This window comes from Janthinobacterium sp. SUN206, from assembly GCF_030587305.1.
In the GTDB taxonomy this organism is placed as follows: Bacteria; Pseudomonadota; Gammaproteobacteria; order Burkholderiales; family Burkholderiaceae_D; genus Janthinobacterium; species Janthinobacterium kumbetense.
Genome location: NZ_JAPWIB010000001.1, coordinates 80,242 through 99,658, shown reverse-complemented (window position 1 = coordinate 99,658; position 19,417 = coordinate 80,242). Strand labels below are relative to the sequence as shown.

The following is a 19,417-nucleotide window of genomic DNA, read 5'->3' as shown; positions in this document are numbered from 1 at the left end:
GGGTTTCACAACTAAAACATCGCCATCAGAACTTCATTTCCATGGTCGCGCGCGCCTGCGGCGAACTCGGCGAAATGTTGTTGCGCACGATCGTGCCGCTGGCGTCCGCATACGTGGTGGTGCTTTCAAAATCCTGCGCCAGCAGGTTCGACACGGCCAGGCGCAACTGGTTCTTCGCATCGAATTTCCACAGCGCATAAATGTCGAGATCGCGCCGCGGCGACGTGTAGGCGCTCTGGCGCTCCGTGATGCGCACGGGGCCGCCATTGCGGAAATTGAAACTGCCGCCCGTGGTCAGCATGCCATCGGGCGTCTTGTAGTCGAGGCCAAAGTTGCCGCTGACGGGGGTTTGCTGGTCGAGCCGGTTGTCCGGTCCCGGCACGTGCTCCACCTGCGACCAGTTGCGGCTGACGCTGGCGCGCAAATCGATGGCCGGCACGGGCGCGGCCAGCACGGCACGCAGCGGGAACTTCGCCTCCAGTTCCAGTGTCTGCGTATTCGCGCGACCGTCGTTGACGGGCGTCGATACCCAGCGTTCATTGATATATAACAAACCCTGGCGCGTGTAGCCATCGATGCGGCGGGCCGAGGCGCGCGCGCTGAGCAAGGCGCCTTCGGCCCAGTAATGTTCGTAGGAAGCGTCGATGCCCAGCGCCAGCTCCGGCTTCAGGTTCGGATTGCCTTCGCGGTCAGGCTCGGTCTGGCTATTGTTCGTCGACATCATACGGCGTGGAATCAGGCTGGAAGTGGCCGGCGCCTTGTAGGTGCGCGTCAAGGCCAGACGCACCTGGTCGCCCTTGGTATCAGGCAATTTCCACAAGGTTTGCAGCAGCGGGCTCCAGACGCTGCTGCGCTGCTGCACCTCGTCATACGTATTGCCGATACTGCGCGTATCGATGCCTTCCCAGCGCACGCCCGCATACATGGACCAGCGCGGCGTGATCTCCCACTCATCCTGCGCATACAGCGCCAGGCGCTTGATGTCGGCATTGAAGTCTTCATCGACGTTGAATGGAGGGCGTCCGCCCGGCAAGGCCAGCTCGCGCTGCCAGCGCTCCTCGTCCCGCTTGCCGTAGCTGCCATCCCAGCCCATCGACAAGGCATGGCCCGGGATGAGCGGCGAAGAATACTTGCCGGTGGACGACACGCTCTTTTCCGACGCATCCACGCGCGCGCTACGGTCCAGCGCCAGTCCCACGCCATCGATATGGCCGAGCGGATGGTTATCGGATGAATTATTGCTCAGGCCTACGCGCAGTCCCAGCTCCAGCCTGGCGCCGCCATCGAGCTTGCGCACCCAGGTCAGGTCCGTACGGCCAAAGATATAATGGTTGCCGCCGTCGCTGTCATTCGTATCGTAGTCCGGCCGCAAGCCCATGAGCGTGTCGGTACGGCTGTGCGTACGGCTTTCGTTGCGTCCCACATTCAGGAAGAATTGCGCCGTCAGATTGTCGCCGCCGGCAAAAGCCCAGTTCAGGCGCGGCGACATATTGATGCCTTCCGAACGGCCATCGCCCGTGCCTTTGCTGCTGCGCAGCAGATTTTGCTGGCCTTCCGGCGCATAGCCCAGGTCCCGTGCCGGGTTTGCATAGTGATAGTCGTAGCGATAAAACGAGGCCGCCAGCGAATAGGAAAAAATGCCATCCTTGTCCGACAATTGCAGGTTTCCATTGCTGGAAAACGCATCGCGCCCGCCCCCCACGCCCAGCTTGACGTCGCGCTGCGCCGTCTTGACGGCCTTTTTCAGCACCACGTTGATGGTGCCGGCGATCGACTGCGTGCTGTATTCGGCGCTGGCCGCATGCAAGATCTCGATGCGCTCGATCACGTCGGGCGACAGGGTGTCGAGCGAAAAACCGGCCGGCGCCCGCTCGCCGTTGAGCAATATCTGCGTGTAGCCGCTGCCCAGTCCGCGCATGCGGATTTCGCCGCCCGAGCGTCCGGCCACGCCGGAAACGGTAATGCCGGGCAAGCGCTTGAGCACGTCGGTGACATTCGTGTCGCCATACTTGAGGATTTCCTCGCTGCCCATGATCATCTTGCTGGCCGTATCGTCGCGGCGCGGATCGTAGCCGCTGCCCTTCACTTCGACGGTCTGCATGGCGGGAGCGGCGGATTTCTCGGCCTTATCGGCCTTCAGCGGCGCAGCGGCGGCATCCGCGGCTGGTGTTTCGGATTGCTGGGCCTGGACATTCCAGGCAAGTAACGCGGAGGAACAAAGGACGGTAAGGCGAAGGCAACGGCGTGGCATCATGACCTGGCTAAAAAAGTTGGCTGAATAAAAATGGCTAAAAGCTAAAAAACAGGCCGCTGTATTGTGCTGTAATTTTTTCCGCGTGGCACAGTTTCCTGAAAATATTTCCTATGGCAAATTAAATTCGGCGGCCGGCTGCGCTACACCCCCTTGCATACGGTACATATCATTGCGCGCCACATCGCCGCTATAATGCGTTTTCATCATTGTTCCCATCACCCCGTCAAAGGCTTCCCATCGTGTCTGACCGTCTTGCCGTTTTGCCTCAATATCTGCTGCCCAAGGGAGCGTTGACCAATTTTGCCGGCCGGATCGCCGGCGCCAAGGGCGGCGCCATGACGACGCGCCTGATCCGCTGGTTCGTCGGCCGCTACAACGTCAACATGGATGAGGCGCTGGACCCGGACATCACGCACTACGCAAGCTTCAACGACTTTTTCACGCGCGCGCTGCGCCCGGACGCGCGTCCGCTGGCGCAAGCGGACTACGTCTGCCCCGTCGATGGCCGCATCAGCCAGTTCGGCACGATCGACAAGGACCAGATCTTCCAGGCCAAGGGCCACCATTTCAGCACGACGGCCCTGGTCGGCGGCGATGCGGCCCTGGCGGCCCAGTTCGAACACGGCAGCTTTGCCAATCTGTACCTGAGCCCGCGCGACTACCACCGCATCCACATGCCGTGCGATGGCCGCTTGACGCGCATGATTTATGTTCCCGGTGAACTGTTTTCCGTCAACCCGACCACGGCGCGCGGCATTCCCGGCCTGTTCGCCCGCAACGAGCGCGTCGTCTGCGTATTCGACACGGCCAACGGCCCCTTCGTCATGACCCTGGTGGGCGCCACCATCGTCGGCAGCATGGCTACCGTCTGGCACGGCGTCGTCAACCCGCCCCGCACGGGTGAAATTCGCGACTGGAGCTATGCGAACGACAATGTCGTGCTGAAACAAGGCGACGAGCTGGGCCGCTTCCTGCTCGGTTCCACCGTCGTCATGCTGTTCCCGAAAAACACGGTCGATTTCAACGCCAGCTGGCAGCCGGCCGGCCCCGTGCAGCTGGGCGAAGTCATGGGCAAGCTGCCCAAATAAGGCAACAAGACGCGCGCCTACACGGGCGCGTCGGTCCGGTACATTTCCTCCATCAAGTCCAGAAATGCGCGCGTCTTGGCCGGCATCAAGCGCCGGCCGGGAAACACGGCCCAGCCCGTGACGAGCGGAAAGCTCCATTCCGGCAAGACCCGCACCAGCTCCCCCGTCGCCACATACGCCTTGGCAAAGCGGTCCGTGCTGGCCGCGATGCCCACGCCCGTACACGCCATGCGCACCAGCAATTCCGGCGAGTTTGCCAGCAGGCGCACGGGCAAGTCCCGTTCCCACGTCGTCTTGCCGCGGATCAAAGTCCAGTGCACGAGGCCATGCACGGCGCGTGGCAAGCTCAATAAATCGTGGCCATACAGATCGTCGGGATGCTCGGGCAAGCCGTGCACGCTCGTGTATTGCGGCGAGGCATACAGCGCCAGGGTGCTGAAGGCCACGCGGCGTGCGGCCAGGCTGGCATCGTCGGGCAAGTTGCCCATGCGGATGGCCAGGTCGAAGTTCTCTTCCAGCAAATCCACGCGACGCGCCGACAAGTCCAGTTCCAGCGAAATGGCCGGATAGCGGCGCACGAACTCGGCCAGCACCTGGCGCATCAGGGTGTCGCCAAAGTCGGCCGGCATGGAAATGCGCAGCAAGCCGCTGGGGCCTGCCTGGCGGTGCTGGGCCAGCGCGCCGGCCGCCTCCGTTTCTTCCACCACCTTGCGCGCATGCTCGAGCAGGCTGGCGCCGAATTCCGTCAGCGCCAGCTTGCGCGTGGTGCGCAGCAGCAGCCGTTCGCCCAATTTCGCTTCCAGCAGCGAGATGCGTCGCGACAGGGTCGACTTGGGCAAGTCCACGCGCACGGCGGCGCGCGAGAAACTGCCGCATTCGACGACGCGGGCGAACAGCAGCAAATCTCCGGGATCGATCTCCATCACTGACCTTTACGTTCGATTGTTCCATTAGTGGATTAATGTTATCCATTTTAACGGCTTCCGCATCAATTTTGGAATTGCTATAGTTCATCCATCGCAAGACACCTCACAACGGAGAAACAAGATGAACATCCTGCAAATCAATTCCAGCGCCCGCAGCACCGGTTCCGCCTCGACCCGCCTGGCTGACGCCATCGTTACCCGCGTACAAGCGGCCAACCCCGGCGCCGCCCTGGTGCGCCGCGACCTGGCCGCCGCACCGCACCCCGTGCTCGACGAACCGACCCTGCAAGCGCTGTTCACGCCAGCGGACAAGCGTACGCCGGAGCAAGCGGCCCGCATCGCCCTGGACGACGCGCTGATTGCGCAAGTGCAAGCGGCTGACGTGATCGTCATCGGCGCGCCCATGTACAACTTCGGCATCACCGTGCAACTGAAAAGCTGGTTCGACGCGATTGCCCGCGCCAACGTCACCTTCAAGTACACGGAAAACGGCCCCGTGGGCCTGCTGACCGGCAAGAAAGTCTATGTGGGCCTGTCCCGCGGCGGCTTGCACCGCGACAGCGCCAACGATAGCCAGGTGCCTTACCTGAACACCATGTTCGGCTTCCTGGGCCTGACCGACGTGCAATACGTGTATTCGGAAGGCATGGGCATGGGCCCGGAAGCCGTGGCCAAGGCGCAAGCCCAGGCGGACGCCGAGATCAACGCGATCCTGGTGTAATTCCCAGCAGTGAAAGGGGCGGCGCACTGGCGCCGTCCTGGCCTAGAGGAGAGAACAATGAGCGATACCACCACCGTCAACAAGCCACGCGCCGTCGAGCGCGTGATCGCCGGCCAGGCCGTCATGGATGGCGCCGGCGTGAAGATCAACCGCGTGCTGACGCAGCAGCTGCAGCGCCGCCTCGACCCGTTCTTGATGCTCGACAACTTTGCCAGCGACAAGCCGAACGACTATATCGCCGGCTTCCCCGAGCATCCGCACCGCGGCTTCGAGACCGTGTCGTACATGATCACGGGACGCATGCGCCACAAGGACAGCGCGGGCCACGAAGGCTTGCTGACCTCGGGCGGCGTGCAATGGATGACGGCCGGCAGCGGCGTGATCCACTCGGAAATGCCGGAACAGGAAGAAGGCGTGATGGAAGGTTTTCAGCTGTGGTTGAACCTGCCCGCGCGCGACAAGATGCGCACGCCGTGGTACCGCGACTTCGACAGCAGCGAAATCCCCCGCTACACGACGGACGCGGGCGTGACCGTGCAAGTGATCGCCGGCGCAAGCCATGGCGTGACGGGCGCCGTACAGCGCGAGCTGACGGAACCGCTGTACCTCGACATCGACTTGCCGGCCGGCGCCAGCTTCGAGCAGCCCTTGCCGCCAGGCCATAATGCCTTCCTGTACTCCTTCCGTGGCGAAGTGCAAGTCGATGGCAAAGCCGTGCCCGCCCTGCGCATGGCGATCTTCGCCAACACGCCGGGCAGCGACGGCGTGCGCATCGAGGCGCCGCAAGGCGGCCGCGTGATCCTCGTCGCCGGCCAGCCCTTGAACGAACCGATCGCGCAATATGGCCCGTTCGTCATGAATACCCAGGCGGAAGTGTTCCAGGCCGTGCAGGATTTCCGTGAAGGGAAGTTTGGCGAGTAACAAGGAGAAACCCCAAGAATTTTTGGGGCTATTCTTTGGGGCTATTCAATAGTGAATAAATCGAAAGAGAGAACCAACGTGTACATGCGGGTCCTCTCTTTCAACGACGACGCTTAACAATACCATACGCTTCACTAGACGAACTACGCTGGAAAGTAAGTTCGTTTAAGTGGTACAAGGCGCTTAGTCTCGGAATCAGTTTGTTCGTAATTTTCGACCAGTGCGCGTACTAAATTATCCAACGTCCATAAAGTCAACGGCACATTCGCACGCTCTGCTTCGTAATAGGCCTCTTTTGAAAATCCGCCGGTACTAACATACAGGCCACGATCATCTTTGTGACGACCGCCCAGAAAGCTACGAATCTGCTGCGTGCCCATTTGTCCCTTCCGATGTTTTACCTCAACAATTATTCGAGGATTTTCAAAACCAAAACCATCCGGTGAGGCAATAATATCCTTTCCCCTATCTGGGCCAGCAGGCGAGACTTGCGTTTTGTAACCCATTGCTCGCAGCAAACCTGCGACCAAATCTTGCATCTCTTCCCAATCGAGTCGACTTATTAGGTCTTTAATACGTTCAATCGCGAGAATTTCCAATCCGGCAAGCGGATCTGCTTCCGGCTCCAGCTCTTCAGTGTCTGCAATCATGGACGAAGTCCCAAAGCCGCTCGATGCCTTGGAATCAGATAGCAACTCTTGCATGACCGTGTCAGGCAGCAAAAAGACCGTTAACGTAGCACCCAAGGTATTTTTGCTGCGCACGCTCAACATGTCTCGTTCAACTTCAATGGTTTTCCATTGAACTGGCCGGATCAGTGGCATATCATCTTCTGTCCATTCTGGGCGATATTGATATGGACCCGTCACCTTGCCGACCAAATAAGTACGATTTGCTGGCGAGTAAGTGACGACCCAATCCCCCTCCTGAATCTCGTTTATGAAACGCCATACTTGGGAGGCACCAGAAATGGCAGTACCGAGCTTTACATTCGGTTCTACTTGTTGATAGATTGCCGTTAACTCTTTCCTGCTCATTCCGGGCTTTGCTTTAGGAGCAAGTTCCGCCCAACCGATTGCAGCGGCCTTCCTTTCCCGAAAATCATCATACAAACGCCCGCCTTCACCTCGAATCATCCACATCTTTGCCATCGACGCTACCCTTTATTAAATATCTGCGCGGAAAGATAACATAAATGTCATTTACCCTGGCGATGTGCGTCGTATTGCCAACCAGCAAAGCCTGCCGCTTAGCCTATTAAGCAATTGATAAAATAGCCCTTCAAGCAACTTCGCGACATCTTGGCATCCGAACACCAGGATGCGCGTTAGCCGCCTTGTTACTTTTCAATTACACTGGCGGCAACATCATTCCACAAAGCATTCCATGCATCCGACGCACACCGAACACGACGCCACCCATTTGCACGCCCACCTGAAGGGCGACGCCAAACACACCCACTCGTTCGAGGGCCGCAGCCAGAGTATCCTCGCGTGGGCGCTGGGCTTGACCCTGTCATTTGCCGGCATCGAGGTGGCGGCCGGCTTCCTGTCCAATTCGCTGGCCCTGATTTCCGACGCGGGCCACATGGTCACGGATGCGGCCGCGCTGGGCCTGGCACTGCTGGCGCAACTGATCGCGCGCCGCCCTCCTTCGCCGCGCCACTCGTTCGGCTTTGGCCGCGCCGAAGCGCTGGCCGCCTTCGTCAACGGCCTGGCCATGCTGTGCGTGGTGGGCTGGATCTGCTACGAAGCGGCGCTGCGCTTTTCCTCCCCGCAACCCGTGAAGGGCGGCATGGTCTTCATCGTCGCCTTCATCGGCCTGGCGATCAATATCGTCGTGGCGTGGGTATTGTCGAAAGATAAGCAAAGCGTGAACACGCGCGCCGCCCTCGTGCACGTGATGGGCGATTTGCTGGGCTCGGTCGCCGCCATCGTCGCGGGCGCCGTGATTTACTTTACGGGCTGGATGCAGATCGACCCGCTGCTGTCCGTGCTGGTGTCGCTGCTGATTTTAAAGTCGACATTCGGCGTGCTGCGCGAGTCCTACCATTTCCTGATGGAAGGCGTGCCCATGCACATCGACTACATCCAGGTGGGCGCTGACGTGGAAGAAGTGGATGGCGTGATTGCCGTGCACGATTTACACGTGTGGGATATGTCGCCGGGCCAGCCGGCCCTGATCGGCCACGTGGAAATCGAGCACCTCGACCATTGGCCGAAGGTATTGCGGGCGATCAAGAAGATGTTACTCAGCAAGCATGGCATCGACCACATTACCCTGCAGCCGGAGACGGCCACGATGGCGGGGCTGCATGCGAGCGACAAGACGCATTAACACCAGGTTCAACAAGCGTCACAACGCCTGACAAAACCGTAGCGAGCGGAAGGTAGAGGTAGTCGAGAAGCGCAACCGTACTCTAGTACGGTGAGCATCGCAGGCCGCCTATACCGATGCGCAGTAGGTTTGGTCAGGCGTCAGCTACGACGTGCCTCAAGCACGCCACTGACATCCTTGATCACATTCAGCGCTTTTAATAACTGCGCCGTCGAACTGATCTCGGCCGTAAACGTCATGCGGGCTTGGCCCTTGGCGCTTTGGGTGTTGACGCCGATCACGTTGATCTTTTCGCGCGAAAAGATTTCGGAGATGTCGCGCAGCAAGCCCTGGCGGTCGCCGGCCAGGATGAAAATGTCCACCGGATACACGGTATCGTGCCCGCCCGTGCTGCCCCACTCCGTGAAGATCACGCGCTCGGGCGATTTGGCGCGCATTTCCTCGAAGTTCTTGCACGTGGCGCGGTGAATCGAGACGCCCTTGCCGCGCGTCACGAAACCGACGATGCTGTCCGGCGGCGCCGGCTTGCAGCACTTGGCCAGCACCGTCATCAAGCCCTCGGTCCCCACCACCAGCACGCCGGACTTGGCGCCCTGCTCCACGCTGGACGCGCGGCTTTTGCCGACCAGAACGGCGTCTTCCGGCACCACCACTTCGCCATTGTCGTGCAGCGCCTGCTCCACGTGGCGCAGGCTGAATTCATCCTTGCCGACCGACAGGAACAGTTCGTCGACTTTCGCAAAGCCCAGCTTTTGCGCCAGCGCTTCGAGGTTGACGGCCGTCTTGCCTTCGCGCTGCAAGGATTTTTCCACCAGCGCGCGGCCGTGGGCCAGGGTTTCCTGCATGTCGATGGCATGGAACCAGGCGCGGATCTTCGAGCGCGTGCGCGTGCTGACGGCGTATCCGGCGCTGAGCCAGTCGCGCGACGGCCCCGCCGTGCCCGGCGCGCCCTTGGCCGTGATGATTTCGCAGGTCTGGCCGTTCTTCAATTGCGTATTTAACGGCACCATGATGCCGTCGACCTTGGCGCCGCGGCAGCGGTGGCCCACGTCCGTATGCAAGTGATACGCAAAATCGACGGGCGTGGCGCCCACGGGCAATTCCAGCACCCGCGCCTGCGGCGTCATGACGAAGATGCGGTCGTCCAGGGTGGCCGATTTCAGCTTTTCCACCCATTCGCGCTGGATTTCTTCCTGGCCCACGACGGCGTCGGCCACCTCGGTTTTCCACGCCAGCAACTGGCGCAGCCAGGCGATCTTTTCGTCGTATTTCTGGCCGGCAAAGTTCGAGCCGCCCTCTTCCTTGTAGCGCCAGTGCGCGGCCACGCCGTACTCGGCAAAGCTGTGCATTTCATTGGTGCGGATTTGCACTTCCAGCGGACGGCCATCCTCGGCCGTCACCACCGTGTGCAGCGACTGGTAACCGTTGGGTTTCGGCCGCGAAATGTAATCGTCGAATTCTTTCGGGATGGGGGTCCAGATATTGTGGACCACGCCCAGCACCGTGTAGCAGGTTTTCACGTCGGCAACGATGACGCGGAAGGCGCGCACGTCGTACAGGGCCGTAAAGTCCAGCTCCTTGCCGCGCATCTTGTTCCAGATGCTGTAAATGTGTTTCGGGCGGCCAAATACTTCCGCCTGGATACCGGCCGAGGCCAGCTCCGTCTGCAGGCGCAGAATCGCCGAGGAAACAAAACCCTCGCGCATCATGCGCTTTTCTTCCAACATCTTGGCGATGCGTTTATACGCTTCCGGCTCGATGAAGCGGAACGACAAATCTTCCAGTTCCCACTTCAGCTGCCAGATACCGAGGCGGTTGGCCAGCGGCGCGTACAGGTCCAAGGTTTCCTTGCCATACTCGCGCGTCATTTCATTGAACAGTTTTAGTTCAGCAAAGTAACGCAAGGTGGTCACGCACGAAGCCAGGCGCACCAGCACGACGCGCATGTCGGACGCCATCGCCAGCAACATCTTGCGCAGGGTTTCCACCTGGGCCACGGCTTGCTGCGCCGCATTCTTGCCGCGCCCGCCAGCGCTGCCATGCTGCGCCTGGGTCAGCGCGCGCAAGCGGATCAGCTGGCGCACGCCTGTTGCCAGGTCGCACACCTGCTTGCCGAAGCGCGGCTCGATATCGGCTGCCGTGTCGGGTTCCAGCAGGGTCAGCTCGAACATCAGGCCGGCGATGCGCGTTTCCGCATCGCTGCGCAGGAAAGCGAGCGTGGTGGCCACGCCGAGGGCGAACTCCAGCGCGGAGCGGCCGGCAAAGGTCAGCTTGTCGCCATACGCTTCGGTGGCATACGCGAGCGCGTCCAGCACGCGCGCGCTGTCCGGCGCACTCAAGCCCTCTACCAGTTGTTCCGAGGTGACGCTATTCGGGGCCGAGATGGAAACCATGTAATACCTTTAAACTTAATAACTCAACAACTGAATAACTTAACGCTCTGCAGCGATGATGACGATTTCCACCAGGCAAGCCGGATTGGCCAGCTTCGCTTCCACCGTGGCGCGCGGCGGCGTGTGGCCGGAAGCCACCCAGTCATCCCACACTTCATTCATGCCGGGAAAATCTTTCATGTCGGCGATGTAGATCTGGCACGACAGGATGCAAGTCTTGTCGCTGCCCGCTTCCATCAGCAGACGGTCGACGTGGCCGAGCACTTCGCGCGTCTGGCCGACGATGCCCTGCGTGGTGTCTTCCGCGATCTGGCCAGCCAGGTAGATGGTGTTGTTGTGTATGGCTACTTCGGAGAGGCGTTTGCCTACGTGCAGTCGTGTAATTTCCATGCTTCTTCTTTCGGTTGTTTCAAAATCTGTACAGCGTTATTACTCGCCCAGCATTACTTGCCCAGCAAAAACTTGCGGGCGATGGCGATCTGGTCCTCGTGCACGAACGTGGGCGCATGGCCGACGCCGGCGATTTCCACCAGTTCCGCCTTCGGGCCGCGGCCCAGCATGAGCGTGGCCGTCTCGTGCGACAGCAGATCGGATTCCGAGCCGCGCACCAGCAAGGTGGGGCAGCGCACGGCATCATACGCGGCCCACAGCATGGCTTCGTCGCTGGCCGCCGATTCCGGCGTGGCCGAGCGGAACGGCATGGCCAGTCCCATATCATAGTGGCGGCGCCAGTGGCCATCCTTATCCTGGCGCAACACATCCACCGCCAGTTTATGCCATTCCGCGTCCGTGTGCGGACCGAAGCTGGCGGACACGTCGCGCACGAACCTGGCGCCTTGCTCGAATGTCTCGAAACGCAGGTCCTGGCCGATGTAGTCGCCGATGCGCTGCAAGGCTTCCGGCGCCAGTGTCGGGCCGATATCGTTCAAGACCAGCTTGCTGATCGGGCTGTCCGGCAACGATGCCAGGCCCAGGCCGATCAAGCCGCCCATCGACGTGCCGAACCAGTCCACCGTCTGGCGCTCGCCATTGGCCAGCACGCGCGCCAGCAGGGTCACCATGTCGCTCACATATTGCGGCACGCGGTAAAACTGCGGGTTGGCCAGCCAGCCCGAGCGCCCGCGTCCCACCACGTCGGGACAGATCACGCGGTAATCGCTGGCCATGGCGCGCGCCAGGTTGTCGAAGTCGTCCGCCACGCGCGTCACGCCATGGGCGCAGACGAGCACGTTCGGATTGTCCGCCGCGCCCCACTCTTTATACGACATGGTGTGCAAGCCTGCGGGGGAAATGCACTGGACGGTTTTGATGCTGGCTTCGATCATGCGATTCCTTATAACACCGGAGAAAACCTACTGCGCGTCGGTGGTTGCGGCCTGCGATGCTCACCGTACCAAAGTACGGTTGCGCTTCTCGGCCACAACTCCCTTCCGCTCGCTACGGTTTTGTCCGGCGTCGTTATTTGGTAGTAAAAAACAAAGAAACCGGCGATTTGCCGGTTGCCTCGCGCGCGACGCTACGGCAGTGTAGCGCAGCGCGGGCAATGCTCCAAGCGCGCGCCTGAAATGCTGCGCCGCAGCACAGCACTGGCACCTTCGCCATGGCGCAATACCCGATATAGCGAAAATGCATATCTGCGGTTATCCACAATTGAGCCTGCCTGGCAATGGGCGGATGATCGCAGCATCAACCCGCAAGAGGAGACCACTCGTGAAAAAACCATTCTATAAAATCCTGTACGTACAGGTGCTGTTCGCCATCGTGGCTGGCGTGCTGCTGGGGGTGTTCTACCCAACGAACGCCGTCGACATGAAACCGCTGGGCGACGGCTTTATCAAACTGATCAAGATGATCATCGCCCCGGTGATCTTCTGTACCGTGGTCTCCGGCATCGCCGGCATGCAGGATGTGAAGAAAATCGGCCGCGTGGGCGGCAAGGCGCTGCTGTACTTCGAAGTGGTCTCCACCTTCGCGCTGGCCATCGGCTTGCTGGTTGCTAACATCCTCAAACCGGGCGCCGGCTTCAACGCCGATCCGGCCCACCTGGACGCCAAGTCGATCGCGCAATACACGCACGCCGAAGGCATGAGCACCGTCGACTTCCTGATGAACATCATCCCGAAGACCTTCGTCGACGCCTTCGCCAAGGGCGACATCCTGCAAGTGCTGCTGATCGCCATCCTGTTCGGCTTTTCGCTGTCCCTGCTGGGCGAGCGCGGCCGTCCGGTCACCAAGCTGATCGACGAGCTGTCGCATGCCATCTTCGGCATGGTCAACATCATCATGAAAGTCGCTCCCATCGGCGCGTTCGGCGCGATGGCCTTTACCATCGGTAAATACGGCCTCGCTTCGCTGATCCCGCTGGCGAAACTGATGGGCTCGTTCTACCTGACCTGCTTCCTGTTCGTCTTCGTCGTGCTGGGCCTGATCGCCAAGTACACGGGCTTCTCCATCGGCCGCTTCCTGCTGTACATCAAGGAAGAACTGCTGATCGTGCTGGGCACGAGCTCGTCGGAATCGGCGCTGCCGGCCCTGATGAAGAAACTCGAGCGCCTCGGTTGCTCCAAGCCAGTCGTCGGCCTGGTCGTGCCTACCGGCTACTCGTTCAACTTGGACGGCACCAATATCTACATGACCATGGCCGCCCTGTTCGTGGCGCAAGCCACCAACACGGAACTGACCATCTGGCAGGAACTGACCATCCTGGGCGTGGCGATGCTAACCTCGAAAGGCGCGTCCGGCATCACGGGCGCCGGCTTCATCACCCTGGCCGCCACCCTGGCCGTGGTGCCGACGATTCCCGTGGCCGGCATGGCGCTAATCCTGGGCATCGACCGCTTCATGAGCGAATGCCGCGCGCTGACCAATTTCGTCGGCAACGGCGTGGCCACCATCGTCGTGTCGAAATGGGAAAAAGAACTGGACATGGACAAGCTGCATAGCGAGCTGGCCCATCCAACCCACCCGACCGACGATGCGTATGTCGCGCCCAGCGTGAATATCGTCAAGTAAGCTGTACGCTTCATTGAAAAGCCCCGCAGATCACTCTGCGGGGCTTTTTTCATGCGTGCAGGCTTTTGCCGGCATCATCAACAAACAGTAAATCATCCATCAATATTTCATTGAATGATCAATGAATGAAAAACCATTACAGTACGGTCACCTGTTCGCCACTTGGTTCCCGCATAATGACATTGCGTTAATGCAAGCCTGACACCGAACCATCCTCACCTTTGAATGGAGTACGTCATGTCCCTCTCGCCCGCCTTCTACGCCACCTGGAACCCACGCCTGCTGGGCCTGCTGCGCATCATCCTCGGCTTCCTCTTCCTGCAACACGGCACGGCCAAACTGTTCGGCGCGCCGCACGTGGCCATGTTCGACGGCTTGCAACTGTTGTCCGTGATGGGCGTGGCCGGCGTCATCGAGCTCGTCGGCGGCAGCTTGCTGCTGGTGGGCCTGTTCACGCGCCCCGTCGCCTTCATCCTGTCGGGCCAGATGGCGGCCGCCTACTTCATGGCGCATGCGCCTGCCGGTTTCCTGCCGATCCTGAACGGCGGCGAAATGGCCGTCATGTATTGCTTCACCTTCCTGTATTTCGCAGTGGCAGGCGCCGGCGCCTACAGCCTGGACAGCTTGCGCGGCAAGGCAGGCGCATAAAAAAAAGGGCGGACATCGCTGTCCGCCCTTTCATTGCCTTCGACGATCCGTTTTATACGGCGGAAACGTCCAATTCAGCGCCCGTGGCCGCCTGCACCTGTTCCTTGGTCACGCCCGGCGCCAGTTCCACCAGCTTCAAGCCGTTTTCCGTCACGTCGATCACGCCCAGGTCGCTGATGATGACGTCGACCACGCCCACGCCCGTCAGCGGCAAGTCGCACTGTTTCAGCAGCTTGTGCGACGTCGTGCCATCCTTGGCCGTGGCCACGTGTTCCATCAGCACGACGACGCGCTTGACGCCGGCGACGAGGTCCATCGCGCCACCCATGCCCTTGACCATCTTGCCTGGGATCATCCAGTTCGCCAGGTCGCCCTTTTCCGACACTTGCATGGCGCCCAGGATGGCCAGGTTGATCTTGCCGCCGCGGATCATGCCAAACGAGTCAGCCGAGCTGAAGTAGGCGGCGCCCGGCAAGGCCGTCACCGTCTGCTTGCCGGCATTGATCAGGTCGGCATCGACTTCATCGTCCGTGGGAAACGGGCCGATGCCCAGCAAGCCGTTTTCCGACTGCAGGAACACTTCGATATTTTCCGGCACATAGTTCGCCACCAGGGTCGGCAAGCCGATGCCCAGGTTCACATAAAAGCCATCCTGCAATTCCTTTGCCGCGCGCGCGGCCATTTCGTCACGTGTCCAAGCCATTATCATCTCCCTCAATTTTCGTGGAACGCCTGCCCAAACCTACTGCGCGGCGCGCTTTGCGGCCTGCGATGCTCACCGTACTAAAGTACGGTTGCGCTTCTTAGCCACAAATCACTGCCGCTCGCTACGGTTTTGCCATGCGTAAATTTTCTATTTATTAGTCGGTGCGCACAGTGCGCTGCTCGATGCGTTTTTCCGGGTTCGCATTGACCACGATGCGGTGCACGAAGATGCTGGGGGTATGCACCTGGTCCGGGTCGATCTCGCCCACTTCGACCAGTTTTTCCACTTCGACGATGGTGATCTTGCCCGCCATGGCCACGTTCGGGTTGAAATTGCGCGCCGTCTTGCGGTAGACCAAATTGCCCGCGCGGTCGGCCATGTAGGCTTTCACCAGCGACACATCGGCCACGAGGCTGCGTTCCATTACGTATTGTTCGCCGTCGAATTCGCGCAGTTCCTTGCCGTCGGCGACGATGGTGCCCACGCCCGTCTTGGTGAAGAAGGCGGGAATGCCGGCGCCGCCGGCGCGCAGCTTCTCGGCCAGGGTGCCTTGCGGCGTGAATTCCAGTTCCAGTTCGCCGGCCAGGTACTGGCGCGCGAATTCCTTGTTTTCGCCCACATAGGAGGCGATCATTTTCTTGATCTGGCGCGTGGTCAGCAACTGGCCCAGGCCGAAACCGTCGACGCCGGCATTGTTGGAAATGGCCGTCAGGCCCGTCACGCCCGAATCGCGCAAGGCGCCGATCAGGGCTTCGGGTATGCCGCACAGCCCGAAGCCGCCAACGGCGATGGTCTGGCCATCTTGGACGATACCGGCCAGCGCCGAGGCGGCGTCAGGATAAACTTTATTCATGGGTGTCCCTCTATCTTTTGTTAAGCTTTGGTCTTGAGTCCATGACTCAGGCAGCGTCTCAGCATAAAATACGCGAGTGGAAAGTACAATACCGTAGAACTACCGGCGCCGTGCCAGCAATCCCCCTGTGAGAGTGATACGTATCAGATGAACGCCGCGTCAGCCATCGATTATGAAAGTATCTTCCTGCACGCGCCCGTGGGCATGTGCATGTCGGAAAACCGCATCATGCGCAGCTGCAACGAAGCGCTGGCGGCCATGTTCGGCTATGCGCGCGCCCAGCTGGACGACCAGTCATTCGAAGTACTCTACCCCACGCACGACGAATTCCTGCGCACGGGTGACCGCATCATCCCCATCATGAACGCCAAGGGCCGCTATTCGGACGAACGCATCATGCGCCGCAGCAATGGAGAATTGTTCTGGTGCCACGTCACGGGCCACGCCATGCTGCCGCGGGAACCGCTGGGACCGGGCATCTGGACGTTCGAGGATGTCAGCGAAAAACGTCCCGTGACGGCGGAACTGACGCCGCGCGAGCGCGAAATCGCCGCGCTGCTGGTGGAAGGCAAGACGAGCAAGGTCATCGCCCGCCAGATCGACCTCAGCCCCCGCACGGTGGAAATGCACCGCGCCAAGCTGATGCGCAAGTTCGCCGCCTCGACCTCGTCCGAGCTGGTGCACAAGCTGGTGGGCTTGCAGCTGCAGCGCTAGGGCTGCAGCCAAGGTGACTATCGTTTAACGCCAAGTAAAACCGTCGCGAGCGGCAGCGATTTGTGGCCGAGAAGCGCAACGCGCAGCAGGTTGTATGGCGTTAAAAGGTGCTCATGCCGCCATCGGCGGAGATGATAGCGCCATTGATGAAATGCGAATCCTCGCCCGCCAGCAACAGCAGCAGGCCGTCGAGGTCTTCCGGCTTGCCCGGACGTTTATTCGGCAGCATTTCGATCAATTTCTTGCCCTGTTCGGTGGCAAAGTAATCTTCGTTGATTTCCGTGGAAATGTAGCCGGGACAGATGGCGTTCGTGTTGATGCCGTACTTGCCCCACTCCACGGCCATGGCGCGCGTCATGTGCACCATGCCCGCCTTGCTCATGCAATACACGCCGATCTGCGGCAGCACTTGCAAGCCCGCCATCGAGGCGATATTGATGATGCGGTGCTGCTTCTTCGGGTCGCCCTTGGCGCGCGCGATCATGCGCTTGGCCGTTTGCTGGGCCACGAAGAACGATCCCCGCAGGTTGGTATCCATCACGAACGAGTAATCCTCGGGCGTGACGTCGACTAGGCGTTGCGTGGTGGAGACACCGGAATTGTTGACGAGGATATCGATGGGGCCCGCTTCCGTTTCCGCGTGCGCGATGGCCGACTTGATGCTGGCGAAGTCGGTCACGTCGAGCGACACCACGTGCGCGGCGCCGCCATCGGCTTCGATTTCGGCGCGCAATTCCTTCAGGCGTTCGGTGCGGCGCGACGCCAGCACGACCTGCGCGCCGGCCTGGGCCAGCACTTTCGCAAAGCGCGCGCCGAGGCCGCTCGATGCGCCGGTAATCAGGGCAATCTTGCCCTCGAAATTGACTTCTATGCCCACGAGCTACTCCTGTTTTATTTTAGATAACACTTTACGCCGTGCCGATGGCGCAGGGGCAAAATACCCTGCGTCGCACTTGAGCAAAGGTAAACGCCATCATTACACAAAATGGCCGGATTTAGATTGCGGCGAGGGGCAATGTCACGCAAAATGGCGCCAAAGTTGCAATCCTCGTCAAAAACAAGCACACTCGTGCTTAAATTTCCCCGATGATGCTTTATTCCCTATCCTTGCTACCTAATTGAGTGACTATAAATCGAGACCATGACACAGCCTAATAACTTAGTTGAACAGTACGGACCGCGCGAAACCATGGAATATGACGTGGTGATCGTCGGCGGTGGCCCCGCAGGCTTGGCCGCGGCGATCCGCCTGAAGCAGCTGGCCGCTGAAAAGAGCCAGGAAGTGTCCGTCTGCGTGCTGGAAAAAGGCGGCGAACTGGGCGCGCATATCCTGTCGGGCGCCATCATGGACCCGAAAGCGCTGACGGAACTGATTCCGAACTGGAAAGAACTGGGCGCGCCCCTGAACACGGAAGTGACGGAAGACCGCATCCTGTTCCTGACGGAAACGAAAGCGTATAAGACGCCAGGCTTCGCCGTGCCGGCCTGCTTTGAAAACCACGGCAATTACATCGTCTCGCTGGGCAATGTGGTGCGCTGGATGGGCCAGCAGGCGGAAAACCTGGGCGTGGAAATCTTCCCCGGCTTCCCTGCCGCGGAAATCCTCTACAACGACGACGGTTCCGTCAAAGGCGTGGCGACTGGCAACATGGGCGTCAAGCGCGATGGCGAACCGGGCCCCGACTTCCAGCTGGGCATGGAATTGCACGCCAAGTACACCCTGTTCGCCGAAGGCGCGCGCGGCCACCTGGGCAAGCAATTGATGGCCAAGTATGACTTGAACGCCGGCAAGGACCCGCAGTCCTACGGCATCGGCATCAAGGAATTGTGGGAAATCGACCCCGCCCAGCACAAGCCGGGCCTGGTGATCCACTCGAGCGGCTGGCCGCTGGACACGAAAACCTACGGCGGCTCCTTCCTGTACCACCTGGAAAACAACCAGGTCATGGTGGGCTATGTGGTCGGCCTGAACTACGAAAACCCGTACCTGTCGCCGTATGAGGAATTCCAGCGCTACAAGACGCATCCGGAAATCCGCAAGTTCTTCGAAGGCGGCAAGCGCATCTCGTACGGCGCGCGGGCGATTGCGGCCGGCGGCCTGCAATCGTTGCCGAAACTGGTGTTTGCGGGCGGAGCACTGATCGGCTGCGATGCGGGCTTCCTGAACATGAGCCGCATCAAGGGCAGCCACGCGGCCATCAAGAGCGGCATGCTGGCGGCGGACGCGGCCTTCGGCGCGCTGGGCGAACAGCGCCAGCACGACGAACTGACGAGCTACCCTGTCGCCTTCGAACAATCGTGGCTGCATGAAGAGCTGCACGTGGCGCGCAACGTCAAGCCATGGCTGTCGAAAGGCCTGTACCTGGGCAGCCTGATGACGGGCATCGACCAGCTGATCTTCCGCGGCAAGGCGCCGTGGACCCTGCACCACTCGCATGGCGACCACGAATGCCTGAAACCGGCCGCCCAGTCGAAGAAGATCGTGTATCCGAAACCCGATGGCAAGTTGACCTTCGACAAGATGTCGTCCGTGTTCATTTCGAACACGAACCACGCGGAAGACCAGCCGATCCACCTGACGCTGAAGAACGCCAGCGTGCCGGTCGACGTCAACCTGGCCACGTATGCGGGTCCGGAAGCCCGTTACTGTCCCGCCGGCGTGTACGAGTTCGTGAAGAGCGACGACGGCGCCGAACGCCTGCAGATCAATGCACAGAACTGCGTGCACTGTAAAACCTGCGACATCAAGGATCCGACGCAAAACATCGTGTGGGTGACACCGGAAGGCGGCGGCGGGCCGAACTATCCGAATATGTAATCGCAAGGCCCCGCAGCACCGGCTGA

Annotated in this window: 17 protein-coding genes; 8 read left to right on the top strand and 9 right to left on the bottom strand. The window is 60.4% G+C overall.

Features of this window, described 5'->3' with window-relative positions; genetic code table 11:
- Positions 1-25: 25 nt before the first annotated feature.
- Positions 26-2,101 (bottom strand): TonB-dependent siderophore receptor, encoded by a 2,076-nt coding sequence (locus O3300_RS00470; protein ID WP_305051632.1) that lies wholly within the window; start codon positions 2,099-2,101, stop codon positions 26-28.
- Between the two features lie 392 nt (positions 2,102-2,493).
- Between O3300_RS00470 and asd the strand changes: the two genes are divergently transcribed.
- On the top strand, positions 2,494-3,342 hold the full coding sequence (asd, locus tag O3300_RS00465; protein WP_251349155.1) for an archaetidylserine decarboxylase: 849 nt from the start codon (positions 2,494-2,496) through the stop codon (positions 3,340-3,342).
- Between the two features lie 17 nt (positions 3,343-3,359).
- Here asd and O3300_RS00460 read toward each other — a convergent pair whose 3' ends face one another.
- Positions 3,360-4,265, bottom strand: a complete 906-nt coding sequence (locus O3300_RS00460; protein WP_305051631.1) for a LysR family transcriptional regulator — start codon at positions 4,263-4,265, stop codon at positions 3,360-3,362.
- 124 nt (positions 4,266-4,389) lie between these two features.
- Here O3300_RS00460 and O3300_RS00455 point away from each other — a divergent pair, with 124 nt between their 5' ends.
- Together O3300_RS00455 and O3300_RS00450 are read left to right on the top strand one after the other, a co-directional pair.
- Entirely contained in the window at positions 4,390-4,989 is a 600-nt protein-coding gene (locus O3300_RS00455; protein WP_099664366.1) for an FMN-dependent NADH-azoreductase, read from the top strand.
- Between the two features lie 57 nt (positions 4,990-5,046).
- Positions 5,047-5,910 carry a pirin family protein gene (locus O3300_RS00450; RefSeq protein ID WP_305051630.1) on the top strand — a complete coding sequence of 288 codons (864 nt, stop codon included), beginning with the start codon at positions 5,047-5,049 and terminating at the stop codon, positions 5,908-5,910.
- A gap of 143 nt (positions 5,911-6,053) precedes the next feature.
- Here the strand turns inward: O3300_RS00450 and O3300_RS00445 are convergent, their stop codons facing one another.
- Positions 6,054-7,061 (bottom strand): restriction endonuclease, encoded by a 1,008-nt coding sequence (locus O3300_RS00445; protein ID WP_305051629.1) that lies wholly within the window; start codon positions 7,059-7,061, stop codon positions 6,054-6,056.
- Positions 7,062-7,296: 235 nt separating this feature from the next.
- Here O3300_RS00445 and O3300_RS00440 point away from each other — a divergent pair, with 235 nt between their 5' ends.
- The gene (locus O3300_RS00440) at positions 7,297-8,247 is read left to right on the top strand and encodes a cation diffusion facilitator family transporter (protein ID WP_305051628.1); all 951 of its coding nucleotides are present in this window, start codon (positions 7,297-7,299) and stop codon (positions 8,245-8,247) included.
- 140 nt (positions 8,248-8,387) lie between these two features.
- Here the strand turns inward: O3300_RS00440 and O3300_RS00435 are convergent, their stop codons facing one another.
- The 3 genes from O3300_RS00435 to O3300_RS00425 are packed head-to-tail and all read right to left on the bottom strand — an operon-like array spanning position 8,388 to position 11,965.
- Positions 8,388-10,640, bottom strand: a complete 2,253-nt coding sequence (locus O3300_RS00435) for a bifunctional (p)ppGpp synthetase/guanosine-3',5'-bis(diphosphate) 3'-pyrophosphohydrolase (protein WP_099664369.1) — start codon at positions 10,638-10,640, stop codon at positions 8,388-8,390.
- Positions 10,641-10,679: 39 nt separating this feature from the next.
- The gene (locus O3300_RS00430) at positions 10,680-11,030 is read right to left on the bottom strand and encodes a RidA family protein (protein WP_034784210.1); all 351 of its coding nucleotides are present in this window, start codon (positions 11,028-11,030) and stop codon (positions 10,680-10,682) included.
- A gap of 53 nt (positions 11,031-11,083) precedes the next feature.
- The gene (locus tag O3300_RS00425) at positions 11,084-11,965 is read right to left on the bottom strand and encodes an alpha/beta fold hydrolase (RefSeq protein ID WP_305051627.1); all 882 of its coding nucleotides are present in this window, start codon (positions 11,963-11,965) and stop codon (positions 11,084-11,086) included.
- 349 nt (positions 11,966-12,314) lie between these two features.
- On the opposite strand from O3300_RS00425, the gene O3300_RS00420 reads away from it, so the two are divergent.
- A complete protein-coding gene (locus tag O3300_RS00420) occupies positions 12,315-13,652 on the top strand; it encodes a dicarboxylate/amino acid:cation symporter (protein WP_305051626.1) in 1,338 nt (445 codons plus the stop codon).
- A gap of 237 nt (positions 13,653-13,889) precedes the next feature.
- Positions 13,890-14,300, top strand: a complete 411-nt coding sequence (locus tag O3300_RS00415; protein WP_305051625.1) for a DoxX family protein — start codon at positions 13,890-13,892, stop codon at positions 14,298-14,300.
- Between the two features lie 52 nt (positions 14,301-14,352).
- On the opposite strand, the gene O3300_RS00410 is transcribed toward O3300_RS00415, so the two are convergent.
- Positions 14,353-15,003, bottom strand: a complete 651-nt coding sequence (locus O3300_RS00410) for a CoA transferase subunit B (protein ID WP_077403229.1) — start codon at positions 15,001-15,003, stop codon at positions 14,353-14,355.
- A 157-nt stretch (positions 15,004-15,160) separates the two neighbouring features.
- Positions 15,161-15,859, bottom strand: a complete 699-nt coding sequence (locus tag O3300_RS00405; protein WP_099664372.1) for a CoA transferase subunit A — start codon at positions 15,857-15,859, stop codon at positions 15,161-15,163.
- A gap of 147 nt (positions 15,860-16,006) precedes the next feature.
- Here O3300_RS00405 and O3300_RS00400 point away from each other — a divergent pair, with 147 nt between their 5' ends.
- Entirely contained in the window at positions 16,007-16,573 is a 567-nt protein-coding gene (locus O3300_RS00400; protein ID WP_166450196.1) for a LuxR C-terminal-related transcriptional regulator, read from the top strand.
- A 100-nt stretch (positions 16,574-16,673) separates the two neighbouring features.
- On the opposite strand, the gene O3300_RS00395 is transcribed toward O3300_RS00400, so the two are convergent.
- Complete coding sequence (locus O3300_RS00395; RefSeq protein ID WP_034752351.1) at positions 16,674-17,450, bottom strand: SDR family oxidoreductase; 777 nt, start codon at positions 17,448-17,450, stop codon at positions 16,674-16,676.
- A gap of 264 nt (positions 17,451-17,714) precedes the next feature.
- Here O3300_RS00395 and O3300_RS00390 point away from each other — a divergent pair, with 264 nt between their 5' ends.
- Complete coding sequence (locus O3300_RS00390; protein WP_305051624.1) at positions 17,715-19,391, top strand: electron transfer flavoprotein-ubiquinone oxidoreductase; 1,677 nt, start codon at positions 17,715-17,717, stop codon at positions 19,389-19,391.
- Positions 19,392-19,417: the final 26 nt, after the last annotated feature.

Excerpts from the sequence above, each read along its gene's own strand:
- O3300_RS00420 (WP_305051626.1), top strand. The coding sequence starts at position 12,315 with ATGATCGCAGCATCAACCCGCAAGAGGAGACCACTCGTGAAAAAACCA.
- O3300_RS00440 (WP_305051628.1), top strand. The coding sequence starts at position 7,297 with ATGCATCCGACGCACACCGAACACGACGCCACCCATTTGCACGCCCAC.
- O3300_RS00450 (WP_305051630.1), top strand. The coding sequence starts at position 5,047 with ATGAGCGATACCACCACCGTCAACAAGCCACGCGCCGTCGAGCGCGTG.
- O3300_RS00445 (WP_305051629.1), bottom strand. The coding sequence starts at position 7,061 with ATGGCAAAGATGTGGATGATTCGAGGTGAAGGCGGGCGTTTGTATGAT.
- O3300_RS00460 (WP_305051631.1), bottom strand. The coding sequence starts at position 4,265 with ATGGAGATCGATCCCGGAGATTTGCTGCTGTTCGCCCGCGTCGTCGAA.
- O3300_RS00390 (WP_305051624.1), top strand. The coding sequence starts at position 17,715 with ATGACACAGCCTAATAACTTAGTTGAACAGTACGGACCGCGCGAAACC.
- O3300_RS00425 (WP_305051627.1), bottom strand. The coding sequence starts at position 11,965 with ATGATCGAAGCCAGCATCAAAACCGTCCAGTGCATTTCCCCCGCAGGC.
- O3300_RS00430 (WP_034784210.1), bottom strand. The coding sequence starts at position 11,030 with ATGGAAATTACACGACTGCACGTAGGCAAACGCCTCTCCGAAGTAGCC.
- O3300_RS00435 (WP_099664369.1), bottom strand. The coding sequence starts at position 10,640 with ATGGTTTCCATCTCGGCCCCGAATAGCGTCACCTCGGAACAACTGGTA.
- O3300_RS00405 (WP_099664372.1), bottom strand. The coding sequence starts at position 15,859 with ATGAATAAAGTTTATCCTGACGCCGCCTCGGCGCTGGCCGGTATCGTC.
- O3300_RS00400 (WP_166450196.1), top strand. The coding sequence starts at position 16,007 with ATGAACGCCGCGTCAGCCATCGATTATGAAAGTATCTTCCTGCACGCG.
- O3300_RS00470 (WP_305051632.1), bottom strand. The coding sequence starts at position 2,101 with ATGCAGACCGTCGAAGTGAAGGGCAGCGGCTACGATCCGCGCCGCGAC.
- O3300_RS00415 (WP_305051625.1), top strand. The coding sequence starts at position 13,890 with ATGTCCCTCTCGCCCGCCTTCTACGCCACCTGGAACCCACGCCTGCTG.
- O3300_RS00455 (WP_099664366.1), top strand. The coding sequence starts at position 4,390 with ATGAACATCCTGCAAATCAATTCCAGCGCCCGCAGCACCGGTTCCGCC.
- O3300_RS00410 (WP_077403229.1), bottom strand. The coding sequence starts at position 15,003 with ATGGCTTGGACACGTGACGAAATGGCCGCGCGCGCGGCAAAGGAATTG.